At 38.4% G+C, this 15,206-nt stretch carries 15 protein-coding genes; 10 read left to right on the top strand and 5 right to left on the bottom strand.

Annotation, left to right across the window (positions count from 1 at the left end; genetic code table 11):
• The first annotated feature begins 2 nt into the window (after positions 1-2).
• The 5 genes from ACY2RU_RS00840 to ACY2RU_RS00820 all read left to right on the top strand — a co-directional run bounded on the left by ACY2RU_RS00840 (position 3) and on the right by ACY2RU_RS00820 (position 5,745).
• On the top strand, positions 3-1,166 hold the full coding sequence (locus ACY2RU_RS00840) for a sigma-54-dependent transcriptional regulator (protein WP_490136507.1): 1,164 nt from the start codon (positions 3-5) through the stop codon (positions 1,164-1,166).
• A 6-nt stretch (positions 1,167-1,172) separates the two neighbouring features.
• Positions 1,173-2,051, top strand: coding sequence for a PPK2 family polyphosphate kinase (locus ACY2RU_RS00835; protein WP_490136506.1), 879 nt, complete (start codon positions 1,173-1,175; stop codon positions 2,049-2,051).
• Positions 2,052-2,096: 45 nt separating this feature from the next.
• Complete coding sequence (locus ACY2RU_RS00830; protein WP_490136505.1) at positions 2,097-3,509, top strand: M20/M25/M40 family metallo-hydrolase; 1,413 nt, start codon at positions 2,097-2,099, stop codon at positions 3,507-3,509.
• Positions 3,510-3,511: 2 nt separating this feature from the next.
• Positions 3,512-4,219: a YqjF family protein gene (locus ACY2RU_RS00825; RefSeq protein WP_490136504.1), complete on the top strand. Its 708-nt coding sequence runs from the start codon at positions 3,512-3,514 to the stop codon at positions 4,217-4,219.
• 95 nt (positions 4,220-4,314) lie between these two features.
• On the top strand, positions 4,315-5,745 hold the full coding sequence (locus ACY2RU_RS00820; protein WP_490136503.1) for a helix-turn-helix domain-containing protein: 1,431 nt from the start codon (positions 4,315-4,317) through the stop codon (positions 5,743-5,745).
• A gap of 181 nt (positions 5,746-5,926) precedes the next feature.
• Here the strand turns inward: ACY2RU_RS00820 and ACY2RU_RS00815 are convergent, their stop codons facing one another.
• Together ACY2RU_RS00815 and ACY2RU_RS00810 are read right to left on the bottom strand one after the other, a co-directional pair.
• Positions 5,927-6,637, bottom strand: coding sequence for a DUF1853 family protein (locus ACY2RU_RS00815; protein ID WP_490137455.1), 711 nt, complete (start codon positions 6,635-6,637; stop codon positions 5,927-5,929).
• A 101-nt stretch (positions 6,638-6,738) separates the two neighbouring features.
• Positions 6,739-7,194 (bottom strand): DUF1801 domain-containing protein, encoded by a 456-nt coding sequence (locus tag ACY2RU_RS00810; RefSeq protein WP_490136502.1) that lies wholly within the window; start codon positions 7,192-7,194, stop codon positions 6,739-6,741.
• A 187-nt stretch (positions 7,195-7,381) separates the two neighbouring features.
• Here ACY2RU_RS00810 and ACY2RU_RS00805 point away from each other — a divergent pair, with 187 nt between their 5' ends.
• Genes ACY2RU_RS00805 through ACY2RU_RS00795 form a run of 3 tightly spaced genes read left to right on the top strand, consistent with a single transcriptional unit; the run spans position 7,382 to position 9,575 of the window.
• The gene (locus tag ACY2RU_RS00805; protein ID WP_490136501.1) at positions 7,382-8,770 is read left to right on the top strand and encodes an MATE family efflux transporter; all 1,389 of its coding nucleotides are present in this window, start codon (positions 7,382-7,384) and stop codon (positions 8,768-8,770) included.
• 12 nt (positions 8,771-8,782) lie between these two features.
• Entirely contained in the window at positions 8,783-9,013 is a 231-nt protein-coding gene (locus tag ACY2RU_RS00800; protein WP_490136500.1) for a DUF8828 family protein, read from the top strand.
• The gene (locus ACY2RU_RS00795; protein WP_490136499.1) at positions 9,006-9,575 is read left to right on the top strand and encodes a phosphatase PAP2 family protein; all 570 of its coding nucleotides are present in this window, start codon (positions 9,006-9,008) and stop codon (positions 9,573-9,575) included. The genes ACY2RU_RS00800 and ACY2RU_RS00795 overlap by 8 nt, the downstream gene beginning before the upstream one ends.
• On the opposite strand, the gene ACY2RU_RS00790 is transcribed toward ACY2RU_RS00795, so the two are convergent.
• The 3 genes from ACY2RU_RS00790 to ACY2RU_RS00780 are packed head-to-tail and all read right to left on the bottom strand — an operon-like array spanning position 9,565 to position 12,516.
• Positions 9,565-11,190 (bottom strand): ArnT family glycosyltransferase, encoded by a 1,626-nt coding sequence (locus ACY2RU_RS00790; RefSeq protein WP_490136498.1) that lies wholly within the window; start codon positions 11,188-11,190, stop codon positions 9,565-9,567. The two genes, ACY2RU_RS00795 and ACY2RU_RS00790, sit on opposite strands and share 11 nt — an antisense overlap.
• On the bottom strand, positions 11,183-11,809 hold the full coding sequence (locus ACY2RU_RS00785; protein WP_490136497.1) for a lipid-A-disaccharide synthase N-terminal domain-containing protein: 627 nt from the start codon (positions 11,807-11,809) through the stop codon (positions 11,183-11,185). The genes ACY2RU_RS00790 and ACY2RU_RS00785 overlap by 8 nt, the downstream gene beginning before the upstream one ends.
• Positions 11,806-12,516 (bottom strand): glycosyltransferase, encoded by a 711-nt coding sequence (locus ACY2RU_RS00780; RefSeq protein ID WP_490136496.1) that lies wholly within the window; start codon positions 12,514-12,516, stop codon positions 11,806-11,808. Before ACY2RU_RS00780 ends, ACY2RU_RS00785 begins: the two co-directional genes overlap by 4 nt.
• A gap of 145 nt (positions 12,517-12,661) precedes the next feature.
• Here ACY2RU_RS00780 and ACY2RU_RS00775 point away from each other — a divergent pair, with 145 nt between their 5' ends.
• A complete protein-coding gene (locus tag ACY2RU_RS00775; RefSeq protein ID WP_490136495.1) occupies positions 12,662-14,614 on the top strand; it encodes an LTA synthase family protein in 1,953 nt (650 codons plus the stop codon).
• A gap of 17 nt (positions 14,615-14,631) precedes the next feature.
• Positions 14,632-15,204 carry a dual specificity protein phosphatase family protein gene (locus ACY2RU_RS00770; protein ID WP_490136494.1) on the top strand — a complete coding sequence of 191 codons (573 nt, stop codon included), beginning with the start codon at positions 14,632-14,634 and terminating at the stop codon, positions 15,202-15,204.
• Positions 15,205-15,206 lie beyond the last annotated feature (2 nt).

The following is a 15,206-nucleotide window of genomic DNA, read 5'->3' as shown; positions in this document are numbered from 1 at the left end:
ATATGTCAAAAATACTGATAATTGAAGATGAAGCTGCCATACGACGCGTATTGGTAAAAATTTTAAGCGAAGAAAATGATTCGTATATCGTTTCCGAGGCCGAAGACGGACTAGCAGGGATTGAACTTATTAAAAAAGAAGATTTCGACTTAGTTCTCTGTGATATTAAAATGCCAAAAATGGACGGCGTTGAAGTGCTGGAAGCTGTAAAAAAGATCAAACCCGAAATTCCTATGGTGATGATCTCTGGTCATGGCGATCTTGATACTGCTGTAAATACAATGCGTTTGGGTGCTTTTGACTATATTTCAAAGCCGCCAGATCTCAACAGATTACTCAATACAGTACGTATTGCTCTAGACCGAAAAGAGCTTGTTGTAGAAAATACACGTCTCAAAAAGAAGGTGAGTAAAAATTATGAGATGATAGGCGAATCGGAAGGGATAATGCATATCAAAGATATGATCGAAAAAGTAGCAGCTACCGAAGCGCGCGTTTTTATCACCGGACCGAACGGAACTGGAAAAGAACTTGTTGCGCACTGGATCCATCAAAAAAGTGACCGGTCAAAAGGGCCTATGATTGAAGTGAATTGCGCTGCTATTCCTAGTGAACTTATTGAAAGTGAATTGTTCGGGCACGTAAAAGGTGCCTTTACATCAGCCAATAAAGATAGAGCTGGTAAATTTGAAGCGGCCAATGGTGGAACTATTTTTTTAGACGAAGTAGGAGATATGAGCTTATCTGCGCAAGCTAAAGTATTGCGCGCGCTTCAAGAGAACAAAGTACAACGTGTTGGTAGTGACCGAGATATTAAGGTTGATGTACGTATTGTAGCAGCTACAAATAAGGACTTAAAAAAGGAGATCGAAGAAGGAAACTTCCGAGAAGATCTCTATCACCGCCTGGCCGTGATCTTAATTGATGTGCCCGCACTAAACGACCGAAGAGAAGATATTCCTTTGCTGGTAGACTATTTTTCAAACCGAATCGCTAACGAACATGGAACCGCACCGAAGAAATTTTCAGATAAGGCCGTCAAAAGATTACAGGCATACGATTGGACTGGAAATATTCGGGAATTGCGAAATGTAGTAGAAAGACTTATTATCTTAGGGGGTTCCGAAGTAAGCGAAGATGACGTGAAATTATTCGCCAGTAAATAGAAAACGATGAAAGAGATTATTATATCCGACTATAAAGTTTCAGAAAAAATAGAGATCGCTAACACTAAAACGTTTGTCGATCTGGAAGCTTCCGAAGATACAATAGAGGAAGCACTTGAAGAAACGCGAGAAAAATTGGGCAAATTGCAAGATACGCTATACGCACATGGAAAATATGCGGTTCTTGTATGTTTACAAGGTATGGATGCGGCTGGAAAAGATAGTCTGATACGAGAAGTCTTTAAAGATTTTAACGCTCGTGGCGTCGTTGTTCATAGCTTTAAGGTGCCTACCGAATTAGAAAAAAAACACGACTACCTTTGGAGACATTATATAGCTTTACCCGCTCGTGGTAAGTTTGGTGTTTTTAATAGAACACACTATGAAAATGTGCTTGTAACACGTGTACATCCCGAATATATTCTGGGTGAAAATTTACCACATGTTCATAGCGTGAACGACGTAAATAACACGTTTTGGGATAAACGTTTTGATCAAATCAATCAATTTGAAAAGACCATAGCCGAAAATGGTACCATCATATTTAAATTTTTCCTGAACTTATCTAAAGAAGAACAAAAAAACCGACAATTACGTCGTTTGCATAAACCGAGCAAGAACTGGAAGTTTTCGGCAGGAGATTTGGATGAACGTGACCTGTGGCCTGCATATATGAACTGCTACCAGGATATTTTAAACAGAACGTCAAAACCACACGCGCCTTGGTATGTTATTCCATCAGACGATAAGTCTTCGGCACGTCTTATGGTTGCGAGTATTATGTTACAAGAGTTACAACAATACAAAGACATCAAAGAACCAGAATTAGACCCAAAAGTAAAGGCTCGTATTGATGAGTTTATTGCACGATTGGAAAACGAATAGCCTCTGCTATGTTTTCTGAAAGTTGCTAACAACAAATTTGCACCCATGAAAAAATTATTTCTCATTGCCTTATGTTTACTGTTTGCTTCGGAAGGGTTTTCGCAGCAAGTAAACGTAAAAGACTCAACAACCATGCGTACTATTTACGACATGGCCTTACTGAACGGAAAAAGTTACGAATGGCTTAGCCATCTTTCTAACGAGATCGGTGGAAGATTGTCTGGTTCTATTCAAGCAGAACAAGCAGTAAAATATACACAGGCCGAACTGGAAAAACTGGGCTTAGATAAAGTCTGGTTGCAACCAGTAATGGTTCCAAAATGGACTCGAGGTGTAAAAGAGTACGCGTATATTGAAACAGCTCCTGGTCGGACATCGGTTACAAATATTTGTGCATTGGGTGGTTCCGTAGCTACAACAGACGGAGGTTTAAAAGCAAACGTGATCGAAGTACAAGGTATAGAGGATCTCGAACGCTACGGAAAAGACCAAATTGAAGGAAAGATCGTGTTTTTTAATAGACCTATGAAAGCAGATCTTATCAATACATTTGAGGCTTATGGCGGCTGTGTTGATCAAAGATACGCTGGTGCCGCAGAAGCAGCAAAATATGGTGCTGTTGGTGTTGTGGTTCGTTCAATGAATTTACGCAACGACGATTTTCCACATACGGGATCAATGGGCTATGGAGATACTCCTATAAGTCAGCGCATTCCAGCTTGTGCTATTAGTACTAATGGTGCAGATTACCTAAGTAGAGCCCTCAAGATCCAACCTGATCTGGCTTTTTACTTTAAACAGACCTGCAAAACGCTTCCAGATGTTGAGTCGTTTAATGTGATAGGTGAGATCACTGGTTCTGTTTACCCCAACAAATATATGGTAGTTGGCGGTCATTTAGATTCTTGGGATCTGGGAGATGGCTCACACGATGATGGGGCTGGCTGTGTTCAGTCTATGGAAGTTTTAAGATTGCTGAAGGAGATCAACTACAAACCAAAACACAGCATTCGCGTTGTTTTATTTATGAATGAAGAAAATGGCTTGCGCGGTGGACGAAAATATGCCGAACAGGCTAAGCTAAAAGGGGAGGATCATATTTTTGCTCTTGAAAGTGATTCGGGAGGCTTTTCACCTCGTGGTTTTTCATTCGATACCGATGCGGCTAATTTTGAGCAAGTAAAATCATGGAGCGCTTTATTTGAACCCTATCTTATCCACAGTTTTACTATGGGAGGCAGCGGCGCAGATATTGGTCCGTTGAAAGACGACGGACTCGTACTAGCCGGACTTCGTCCAGATTCACAACGTTATTTTGACTACCATCATGCCGAAAACGACACTTTTGATGCTGTTAATAAGCGTGAATTAGAATTAGGTGGAGCAGCTATGGCAAGTCTTATCTATCTTATGGATACTTACGGAACAAAAACCGAGATGACCAATCTAAAAAAATAAATATGTCTTTTCTGAATGCAGAATGGAGACGTTTAGCGCTGGCGAATTATGAGATCGACCAGAAAATTTTGCAACCATTTCTTCCTAAGGGAACTGAAATTGATCTATACAATAATACCTGCTATGTAAGTTTAGTGGGCTTCCGATTCTTAAACACAAAAATGTTTGGGATTTCAATCCCGTTTCACAAAAACTTTGAAGAAGTTAATTTACGGTTCTATGTGCGGTACAAAGACCGTGATATCTGGAAAAGAGGCGTTGTTTTTATCAAAGAGATCGTCCCTAAAGCAGCAATTTCATTTGTAGCCAATACCCTGTATAATGAGCACTATGAAACACGGAAGATGAAACATCGCTGGGAAACCATAGGCTGTGATATGCACACCGAGTATTCATGGCAAACAAAAAATGATTGGCAGCGATTCAGTATTATTTCCGATATTCATACCAAGCCCATTCCGAAGCAATCTGAAACCGAATTTATTACGGAGCACTACTGGGGTTATAGTAAACAATCTGCTACAAAAACCACCCAATATGAAGTAACCCACCCGCGTTGGGATGCTTATGATATAAAATCATACAATATTGATGTTGATTTCGGAAAGGTCTATGGCACCGAATTTGATGCATTGTCTACATTAAAACCGAAATCGGTTATGCTGGCCGAGGGTTCTAAAATTACCGTAGAAGGAAAGACAATCATTTAATTGTTACACTTTAATACGGTAAATTATTATCGGAATTTACCTTCAGCCAGTTGAAAATAGGATACATATAGTATCTTGTTATAAACATTTCAAATTTGGTTAAACAGTTTACATCGGTTATTACACGCTTCCTTCTGGGTGTTTTGGTGCTTATGAGCACCATGATAGCCTATGGAAATAGTCGCGCTTCAATAGATGAAACTTTTATTTTGGATTCGCAAACTGTTCCTACAGCCGAAGATTATAAAAATCAAGCTTTAGAATATGCTGCAAATGATCAGGCTCGTTTAGCTTCCAAAAGCATAATTAATTATATGTCTCTTACAGGAGACCTGTCAATTCTCAATGATCATCTTTTTGAACCTATTAAGGATAGCGAATCCTTTATGGCTTTAAAGAACACCTTTATTGGTAGTTTGTCACCTATGGTAATGCTCTGTTTATATGCTGGTTTTCTGGGATTCTTTATTTTCCTTGTTATAAATACACGCCGCGGAACAGATCATATTGGGAGTCTCCTAATTGGACTTTTTGTTCTTTTCCATTGTCTATTTTTAATCCATCGCTGTATTTATGTAAGCGGTTATCAATACGCATTTCCTAACACGCTGTATGTGTCAACCACGTTTTCGTTCTTGTATGGGCCGTTGTTATATTTTTACTTTAAGCGAATTATTCAAAAGCATCAACTTCAGTGGTCAGATCTGTTGCATTTAATTCCGTCTGCAATCTTGCTGTTTTATCTGCTTCCTTATTACGGGATGTCGTCTTTAGAGAAATTTAATGTTTTGTTAGATCAAAAGAACAACCTCTTACCGGGAACCAATACTATTATTGTAGTGAAGATCATATCATTAAGCGTTTATGCCTTTTTTACATACAGACTCTATAAAAGTGGTCTGGAAAATAGTTCCAAGAAACACAAAGCATCTGAATTATGGCAACGTAACATCATCGCGATTTTTATCGTATATGTAATTGCCTATATCTTCTACGGTGCATCTATCACAACAGCTTTTAGTTTTCCTGCTATGGCGCATTTGCAAACTTTTGTAATGGCAGCCCTTGTTTTCTATGTCGCCTATATCGCTTATGCACAACCAGAAATTTTTAAAGGAAAGGTCACATTGGTAGATCCAGTCATTCTCTACAAGTATAAGAAATCTGGGCTTACACCTAGTTTATCAGTAGAACTGCGGGATAAATTGGTTTCGTTGATGAACGAAGAAAAGGTATATAGACAAAGTGATATCAATCTTGAGAAACTGGCAGAACTTATGGAAACAACGCGCCATAATGCTTCTCAAGTGGTTAATGAACACTTCGGGCTCAATTTCTTTGAGTTAATGAATAAATACCGCATTGCGGAAGCCATGGCTATCCTGCAAGATGATTCAAATAAATTGAGCATCATTCAAGTAGCATACCAAGTTGGTTTTAATAATAAGGTCACCTTTAATAAGTCGTTTAAAAAAATGGTAGCTAAAACGCCCTCGCAATATGTTACTTCCTTAAAGACTATTTAGTTTTTTGCTGAAGAGAATGGTAAACGTTGATAGGCATTATCCAAAATTCAAGCAACCTTTTGTTTCTTTATATCACAGTTAATATTCATTAATTGTCTTGTAGTTTCATGTTTAGTTTACTACATAGTTTGGTGAGTAAACCTCCTTTTTAGATTTGGAAAGATGTTTAGAAGGAGGTTTTTTAATGCCAGCAAACTATAAAAAAGAGCCGTATTGCTTCGTTGGTTTTCGCATAGACTAATGTGGCTTTACGGTTCATTGTATTTGTTTCTATGATTTTTTTTATTTCTGAATAGGAACGCCAATTGGTACAATTTTCAGGCGGGTCAAGCCATTGTTTCTTTTCTGGGATTGCATACAGTGTGTCACTGTTATTTTCACTTCGGAAGTCATTCCAATGCAACCATTCGCCAACGACACATTTTCTAAAACTTTCCGAAAGACTAGAAACCTCCATTCCCTTGGGAAGAAATAGAAAAGCCTTTAAACATAGCTGTTGTATCGTTTTTTCAGAATCGATCTCCAAAGTAGTGAGTGTCGGTTTTGTTTCCGAAGCAAACAGCATCTGAAATTGCTTTGATGCCAGCTTATTTATTTTATCATATAAACTATCTTTCCTATTTGGTCCTATCCATCGTTCGTATTCCGAAGACATTCGCGCGTCGTACAAATAAAATTTACACGCTAGTTCAATATGACAGTGATGCTTGGTCAATTGGTCATATACCAAATAGTCTAACTCACCTAAGGTTTCTGTGTTGCCTTGAATTTGAATATTGTGCGCCACTAGTTTATATCGCTGGGAAGCTTCCAAATATTGCTGAAAGTAATACTCAGCCTGTTTGCCGAGCATGATTTCAGAAATATCATGTATCGTTTTTGGTGTTGTTATTTCTTCGGAAAAAATAAAAGGTGCGTACTTAAAACCTTCCGAAGTTAAAATAAGATCGGGAGCTTTTATAAAACGTTGAAAGGCAGATTGTGGCGAGATACTTATTTTTTTATAACACTTTCATAACGCGCGATCCAATCATCGACGGTCATTTTTGAAACTAATTCTCCCAATAGTTCATACGGGATTTTACTCATGTTCTTAAAACGGATACAGCTTTTTCCTATATCAAGTTTTGTACTTACGTGCTTGGGGTATTCTGCAACAAACCAATCCATAAGTTCTGGGTCGCTATAAATACCCATATGATAAAAGCCAATATGGTTCTTTTGTGATGCAAGATTTATAAACGGTAAAGGAAGTGAAGGGTCACAATGATACCCATTTGAATATTTACTGTGAGGTACCACATAACCAAGCATTCCATAATTCATCGTTTCTTCAAAGCCTGATGGTAGATTCTCTAAAATAGAATTTCTCAGCTTTGTAATGACTTCTTTTCGTTCTTTAGGTAAGGCGTCAATATAGGCGTCGGGCGTCATGGCAGTAGATTGCATGTTCTGTTTTTTAGTAAAATTAAAAGTACAACTTTTACTTTGGCCTTGCAATATACGTTCTTGTCACAAAGACGACTACGTTTTTAAAAAGATCAATTACAATCGTCTTTTTGTTGTTTAAATAAACATAAGATTACAGAAATTGCGCGTTCTGTTTTTTACCTTTGCGCCCTAATAAAAAACTACTGTGTCTTTAAAAGCATATACCAAAGAGTTCAATTATAATATCCGTTTGGCCACACCAGTTATTCTTGGAATGTTGGGTCATACAGTGGTAGCGCTTGTTGACAATATCATGGTTGGTCAATTAGGGACAGCAGAACTCGCCGCAGTTTCTCTGGGGAATAGTTTTATGTTTATTGCAATGTCTCTTGGGATTGGTTTTTCAACGGCAATAACACCGTTGGTGGCAGAAGCCGATAGCGAAGGTAATTTTGACAACGGCAAAGCTGCTTTTAAGCACGGATTGTTTTTGTGCACCATGTTAGGGATCGCTTTGTTTTTGGTTGTATTTATGGCTAAACCTCTTATGCATACAATGCAGCAACCTCCCGAGGTGGTTGAACTCGCCATGCCTTACCTGAATTTAGTGGCTATTTCATTAGTTCCCTTGATCATTTTTCAGGCGTTTAAGCAATTCAGTGATGGTCTTTCAATGACCCGTTATCCTATGTACGCTACTATTGTTGCCAATGTGGTAAACGTGGTGTTAAACTATATGTTTATCTTCGGAAAGTTTGGTGCACCGGCAATGGGAGTTGTTGGCGCGGCCATTGGAACCTTAGCATCGCGGGTGATCATGGTTTTATATCTCTGGTTTATTCTCGCCAGAAAAGACAAATCGAAGGCCTACGTAACGCATATTAAATTTTTTACGCTCTCTAAAGCCATGCTTAAAAAAGTATACAATTTAGGGATGCCTTCGGCCTTACAAATGTTTTTCGAAGTGGCAATTTTTACAGCGGCTATCTGGCTTTCCGGAATTTTAGGAAAAAATCCGCAAGCCGCAAACCAGATTGCGTTAAATTTATCTTCCATGACCTTTATGGTAGCCATGGGGTTCAGTGTGGCAGCAATGATCCGTGTTGGAAATCAAAAGGGATTAAGCAATTTTATAGAACTTAGACGTATCGCCTTTTCTATGTTTTTAATCTCCCTTATTTTTGCTGTGGTATTTGCGACTGTCTTTTTACTTTTTAACGAGGTAATGCCAAAGATCTATCTCGATTACGATAACCCTCTCGAGTTTCTTGACAACACTGAAGTAGCAGCAATAGCTGCGCAATTATTGCTTATTGCCGCTGTTTTTCAGATTAGCGATACCCTGCAGGTTGTCGCCTTGGGAGCATTACGCGGAATGCAAGACGTAAAAATACCAACAGTGATCACATTTATTGCTTATTGGTTGGTCGGGTTTCCAATATCGTATTATTTAAGCATGTATACCGATGCCGGTAGCGCTGGAATTTGGTGGGGCTTGCTCGCCGGACTTACAGTTTCGGCAATACTGCTGTTCATTAGATTTAACTATCTTTCAAAACAGTTAATTGCAAATCCGACGGTTAAAAACATTTAAAAACAAGAACTTATGACCTTACCAAAATATATTTTAGGCGATAATACAGATCATCCAACGGCTATATTTGTAATTCATACCGAATTTCCTCGTTTTATCATAAACTTGGAGAATGATGAAGTAGAGTGGTTTGAAGAATTTGACAACCACGATAAAAAAGAACTAGAAACGGAAACCGAAAACTACATTCGTGAAGCAACCGAATTCTACGATAGGGAAGTAGCGCGATACGAAGATGATTGAAGAATTACTCAAATATGACACAGAATTGTTCCAGTTTCTCAACGGACTCGGGAACTCATCATGGGATGGTTTTTGGCGATTTGTGACCTTAAAATGGTCGTGGATCCCTATGTATGCTGTATTACTTTATTTGGTTTATAAACACTACGGCTGGAAGTCCACGTTGGTGATCGCCGTATCAGCAGCGCTTATGATCACGGCCTCAGATCAGTTGTCAAACTTGTTTAAATATCACTTTGTACGTCCGCGTCCCTGCAAGGTTGAAGCATTGCGAACAAGTATTCGCTTTGTTGCCGATCGATGTGGCGCTTATGGTTATTTTTCAGCTCACGCATCGAGTTCCATGGCAGCAGCTGTTTTTATTGGGCTTCTACTAAAACCTTATTATAAATATCTTGTCTTTATTTTGCTGTTTTGGGCTGTTTTTGTGGCGTACAGCCGTATTTATGTTGGCGTACATTATCCCTTAGATATTGTTACTGGTATGTTTTTCGGAAGTATAATTGGGTTCCTGTTTTATAAAATACAAGCTTGGTTTCGTAACCGATTTTCTATTTCGTAACTAGGTATAGGTCTCGCCACAAGCGGGTTCTGTGTGATTTACTTCCCAATTTTGCCGTATTCATATCATATCGGGTGACTTTTTCAACCGTATAATTGTGAAAGGTTTTGAGGAAGTTTGTTCTTTGTTCTTCGGAAACGAGCACGCCAAAGGTTTCTGCGGAAGGAATAACAATCTCGCCGTCTCGCTCTATTACTGGCAATTTTTTACCGTAGTCCCAAACCATCTCAATAGCGACCACGGAATACTCATAGACTTGAAGGCTGTTCTCTTGTTCCCAATTACTAATTTTGGAAAGCGGTTTATAATTGTCGTTGATCACAATGAGGCGTGATAAGGGTAATCCAAGACACATCACAGCGGCTATAAAACCAATAGTGGCGTAAAAAACAGCTTGTATCTGCTTTATAAATAACTTCCGAAGCAAATAAATACTAATGACAAATAAAGCCACTGACAATAAAACAAACCAATGCCAGTTTCCGTTAAGTTGATCTTTCAGAAAGAACCAACCCACAATAGGAAAAGCGATTCCAACGAGACCGATGATACCAAAGTTTATATAAACGGGTAGGGTTTCGCGCTTGTCTTTAAGATTTTTAAAATTTCCGAAGAGATATTCCAAATAATAGGCCGTATTTAAGGCAAGAGGAATTAATACTGGCAATAGATAGCGTGTCTTTTTCTCTGGGATGATTGATAATAAAACAACCGCTGATAGGGTCCATAACAAGGTAAATTGATAGCCTTTTTTGTTACTTACACGATCCTTAAGATAGGGATATAGCAGCGCGATAAACGCGGGAATTGTCCAAACACCACTCTGGCTAAAAAAACTCCAATAGTAATAAAATGGGCGTACATTATAATTTGTCCAATTGGCAGTTTCACGAGTTGTGATCGCTACAAGTTCGGAGGGATCATTGAGATAGACATAGAGATACCACCAAGAGGCGAGGGCCGTGCCAAGCAGGATAAAAATAACGATGGGTATGACAATTTGCTTTAAGTTTTTAAAAGAATATATAATTCCGTAGGCAACTAAGAAGGGTAGTAGCAGCGTATAGACCGCAACAGGGCCTTTGCTTATGCATGATAGTCCTAAAAAAAGTGCGGCAAGCAAGGCATGTTTGTACTGATGGCTTTTTACCGTAAGGAGTTGATAAAGTTGATAAAGACACAGCATCATAAAGGCATATGCAAAAATGTCCCATTGTCCGTTTCTCCCAGTAAAAACAATTAAAAAAGAAGTAGATAGCACCAGAGAGCTTACAAGTGCTAGTGTTTTGTTGACGGTTATTTTTAATGAAAATTTATATGTAGTAAGCGAAAGCAAGAGCGCAGCAAGGGCGGCTGGAAATCGTAAGGCAGCGATATTCTTTATGCCAAATATAGCTCCTGAAATTGCGGTGAACCATGTAGGTAACGGAGGTTTCTGATATCGTGCTTGCCCGTTGAGAGTGGTAAGGATCCAATTATTATCGGTCAACATTTCTCTTGCTGCAATAAAATTACGAGCTTCCATGATATTGACGTAGAGTGCATCGAGATGCGAAAAGAAAATAGCGATACAAGCAATGACTATTAGAACTATGGGGTGTATCGATCTAGTCATCTTTTTGGTTCTTTAAAAGATAAATGCTGCGAAGATACAAGATAAGACCAAATAGATGGGCTACGATCAAGACGGGGTCTTTTCGGAACATGCCATAGACAAGAATTAGCGAAGAGCCTAACAGGCTCATCAACCAAAATCCAAGGGGTAGGTGTGAACGCTTTCGATTTTCACTGTAGATCCACTGGTACACAAAGCGTAAGGTAAATAGAATTTGCGATACAATGCCTAATACAAGTAGCCATAAAGGAATCTCTTCCGAAGAGATCAGCTCGCTCCAAGAAACATTTCCTTCAATAAAGATAAGGGACCAACTAACAAAGGGAATGATATATATAAACCACTGAAAAAGCTTGGTCTGTTTTTGCCATTCACCTTGTAATTGTAGATTTCTGATATAAATAAAATAGGTGATCACTTGCCCGAGCATAATGGCAAAATCACTTCTCAAATATCCATAGACAAAAAGTAAAAGTGCAGCTCCGAGACCCAAATACCAAAACAAAGAAGGTGTAACGATGCGTTTCTTTTTTTCTGAAAGCAGCCATTGTATAATAAATCGTGCCGAAAAAAGCGTTTGCGCTAGAAATCCGATGCCATAAACGATCCAATCATTCATCCTTTGTCTTTTATCTCGTAACGAATGTATTTGCGCTTCATCCAGAGGTAAGCGAAGCAATCTACCAAGGGGCCTAAGAGTCGGTTCCAAACTCCAAACTTGGCAGTTCCAGCGGTACGCGGAAAATGACGAACAGGAACTTGAAGAATTTTACCATCTTGAAGAAGGACCATGGCGGGTAAAAACCGATGTAATCCTCTAAACATAGGTATATTCTTAGCATAGGTTGTTTTGATCACTTTTAGCGGACAACCAGTGTCATCCATGCCATCTTTAGTAAAGGCTCTGCGAATGCTGTTGGCGATCTTTGATGAGATGTTTTTTATATAACTATCTTTCCGGTCACTGCGAACTCCCGTGATCAGATCATAGTTTTGGGTATGCGCCAATAGTAAATTAAAATCTTCTGGTGCTGTTTGCAGATCAGAATCCATATATCCCAACCATTGCGTTTCAACAGTATCAAACCCTGCTTTTATGGCTGCGCTAAGACCGCTATTTTTAGTAAATTCTATAAAATGGAAGGCTTCATTCCTGCTGCAAATTTCTTTTAAATACGTCCCACTACTATCGGTTGAGCCATCGTTGACAAAGAGGACCTGTGTTTTTTTAATAGCTACCTTTAGATAAGCCGCAAGCGCATGCTCCACCCGTTCTAAATTTTCGGCTTCGTTGTAGACAGGGACAATGATGGTGAATTCAAACATGCGGACGACTTTCAGTCTGCTGCAAAAGTATTTCTTTTTTGAGGAATGACGAAGCATATAGTACGGCATCTCTGCGTTCTATTCTTCCAAAAGTTATACAGAGATTAAATAATTTCATTTCTTTGCACGAATTAACAAACACTTCATGAAGTTCTTAACACGCAAACAAGAGTACGGCGTATTTCTTTACAGAATACTTCTTGCGTATGTGTTCTATTTTATTGCTCGCCTACTGTTTTTAATGTACAATCAGGACTTGTTGCAGGTCGATTCTATCGGGCAATTTTTTAAACTATCCTATTACGGACTCACTTTTGATACAACGGCCATATTATATGTAAACTTGTTGTTTATATTTTTATCACTGTTTCCTTTATTTATAAATACGAGGATCTGGTATCAACAGCTGCTTTTTTACGTGTATTTTGTATTTAATTTATTTGCCTACGCCCTTAATTTTGTAGATCTTATTTATTACAAATACAATTTTAGTCGTACCACAAGAACTGTTTTGAACGTGCTCGAAAACGAAGAAAATAAAGGGCGGATGTTTTTGCGATTTGGGATTGACTATTGGCACGTTTTTCTTTTGTTTATATGTGTGAGTTGGTTGTGGATTGTGCTCTATAAAAAGTACCGTGTCACACCAGTACCTATTCTGCGTAATGGTTGGGTTTATTTGGGCAGTTCGCTTCTTTTCTTCGGAATTGTAGGTGTATTAGTAGTTGGTGGGATTAGAGGGGGCGATTTTAAAAAGAGTACCCGCCCTATCAATATGGTAGACGCAAGTAGGCATGTTGATAAGGTAGAGCACTCAGATCTTGTTTTAAATACACCCTTTGCATTTATTAGAACGTTTACGGCCAATTCGTTTAAAAAAGTAAACTATTCGCTTCCGGAGGGAACCATAGAAAAATATGTTAAGCCAATAAAAGAATATCACAATAATCCACCAACAAGTCCAAATATAGTTGTGATCATTACTGAAAGTTTTTCGAGAGAATATCTAGGTGCATTCAACAAAGATGTGGGCATTGAAAATTTTGAAAGTTTTACACCTTTTTTAGATTCTTTGGCACAATACAGTTTGATCTTTCCGAATGCTTTTGCAAATGGAAAAAAGTCAATTCACGGGATGTCATCTGTTTTAGCTGGAATTCCGTCATTTGACGATGCTTTTACGTCCTCTGCCTATTCAAAACAGCCAATTGAATCTTTAGTTTCTACGACCAAATCTATAGGATATGAGACGTCATTTTTCCATGGAGCGCCCAATGGTTCTATGGGTTTTCAGGGCTTTGCCACTATTTTAGGTATTGATCATTACTTCGGAATGGAAGAATACAATAATGATGACGACTTTGACGGATCTTGGGGGATTTGGGATGAGCCATTTTTGCAGTATATGGTTCAAACTCTCAATACTCAACCACAACCATTTTTTAGCACTGTTTTTACGGTAAGTTCACATGAGCCTTATGTAATTCCGAAGGAATATAAAGGGAAATTTCCGAAGGGATATGTGCCTATGCACCAAACGGTGGGCTATACAGATTACGCGTTTAAAAAGTTTTTTGAGTCGGCTAAAAAGCAGCCGTGGTATGACAATACCATATTTGTCATTACGAGTGATCACGGGAATCAGATTCATTACGGAGAAGAATTTTACAAAGTTATAAACCGCAATGTGGTACCCATTCTATTCTTTAGTCCGAAATACAATTTACAAGGTGTTAATAAAGATTTGGCACAGCAGATGGATATTTATCCTACTTTGCTTGATCTCATAGGATACGAAAAGCCCTTCCGAAGTTGGGGGAGAAGTTTAACCGATACTATTCAGAAAGAAAAACCATTTGTTTTAAAGCATGGAGTTGGGCAATACCAATTTTTGATGGGTGATTATATCTGTATTTTCGATGGAAATAACGTATCGGGCATCTATGATATTAAGGATAAGGCGCTGCGTAAGAATTTATTGTCTTCAGAAAAAACTCCTGAAATGGACGAAATAATCTTAGCTGCAAAAGCTTTTGTAAAAGATTACTTCGATAGGATCATTGATAATAAGCTAGATAGTCATGAAATCTCAAATTAAAAGCATAGTTTTATAAAATGAAGAAAAGAATTGCCATTCTACTACTGCTTGTAGTGTTATTTTTTGTCTGGAAGTATGTATATGATGTCAATATAAATCACAACTTTGCTACTATAACCGAAGGAAAAGTATATAAATCGGGTGTGATACCGCCGGACGAAATTGAAGATTACATCAAAAGTAATTATATAAAAAGCGTGGTTGACCTGCGTTTTCCAGGTACTAAAGACACCATAAATAATCCAGAAATTCCAGAAGAATTAATTGCTGAACAAGAAGCAGTTGAAAAACTTGATGGAGTTAATTATTATAATGTAGGTTCTCGTCAAGTACCTGATGAAGCTACATTAGAACGTTTTTTTAAGGTAATGGACGATTCGTCCAATTACCCGGTTCTCATCCATTGCTATCATGGCGCTGGTCGTGCGCAGTTATTTTCATCGCTCTATCGAATAGAATATGAGGGGATGAGTAATGAAGATGCTCGTAGCAAGACTAGGACCATTGTAAAATTTAGTTCTTTTGATGATGGAAAGCCAAAAGGGGAGTTTTTAAAGCACTATACGCCTCGTGAAAATAAAGCAGATTAATA

The sequence above is a fragment of the Ulvibacter sp. 2305UL32-6 genome, assembly GCF_058148545.1.
This window is presented reverse-complemented; position numbering and strand designations above follow the sequence as displayed.

What these genes read in the sequence shown, in the direction of transcription:
- ACY2RU_RS00840 (WP_490136507.1), top strand. Translation starts at nt 3, where the DNA reads ATGTCAAAAATACTGATAATTGAAGATGAAGCTGCCATACGACGCGTA.
- ACY2RU_RS00835 (WP_490136506.1), top strand. Translation starts at nt 1,173, where the DNA reads ATGAAAGAGATTATTATATCCGACTATAAAGTTTCAGAAAAAATAGAG.
- ACY2RU_RS00830 (WP_490136505.1), top strand. Translation starts at nt 2,097, where the DNA reads ATGAAAAAATTATTTCTCATTGCCTTATGTTTACTGTTTGCTTCGGAA.
- ACY2RU_RS00825 (WP_490136504.1), top strand. Translation starts at nt 3,512, where the DNA reads ATGTCTTTTCTGAATGCAGAATGGAGACGTTTAGCGCTGGCGAATTAT.
- ACY2RU_RS00810 (WP_490136502.1), bottom strand. Translation starts at nt 7,194, where the DNA reads ATGCAATCTACTGCCATGACGCCCGACGCCTATATTGACGCCTTACCT.
- ACY2RU_RS00800 (WP_490136500.1), top strand. Translation starts at nt 8,783, where the DNA reads ATGACCTTACCAAAATATATTTTAGGCGATAATACAGATCATCCAACG.
- ACY2RU_RS00795 (WP_490136499.1), top strand. Translation starts at nt 9,006, where the DNA reads ATGATTGAAGAATTACTCAAATATGACACAGAATTGTTCCAGTTTCTC.
- ACY2RU_RS00790 (WP_490136498.1), bottom strand. Translation starts at nt 11,190, where the DNA reads ATGACTAGATCGATACACCCCATAGTTCTAATAGTCATTGCTTGTATC.
- ACY2RU_RS00785 (WP_490136497.1), bottom strand. Translation starts at nt 11,809, where the DNA reads ATGAATGATTGGATCGTTTATGGCATCGGATTTCTAGCGCAAACGCTT.
- ACY2RU_RS00780 (WP_490136496.1), bottom strand. Translation starts at nt 12,516, where the DNA reads ATGTTTGAATTCACCATCATTGTCCCTGTCTACAACGAAGCCGAAAAT.
- ACY2RU_RS00775 (WP_490136495.1), top strand. Translation starts at nt 12,662, where the DNA reads ATGAAGTTCTTAACACGCAAACAAGAGTACGGCGTATTTCTTTACAGA.
- ACY2RU_RS00770 (WP_490136494.1), top strand. Translation starts at nt 14,632, where the DNA reads ATGAAGAAAAGAATTGCCATTCTACTACTGCTTGTAGTGTTATTTTTT.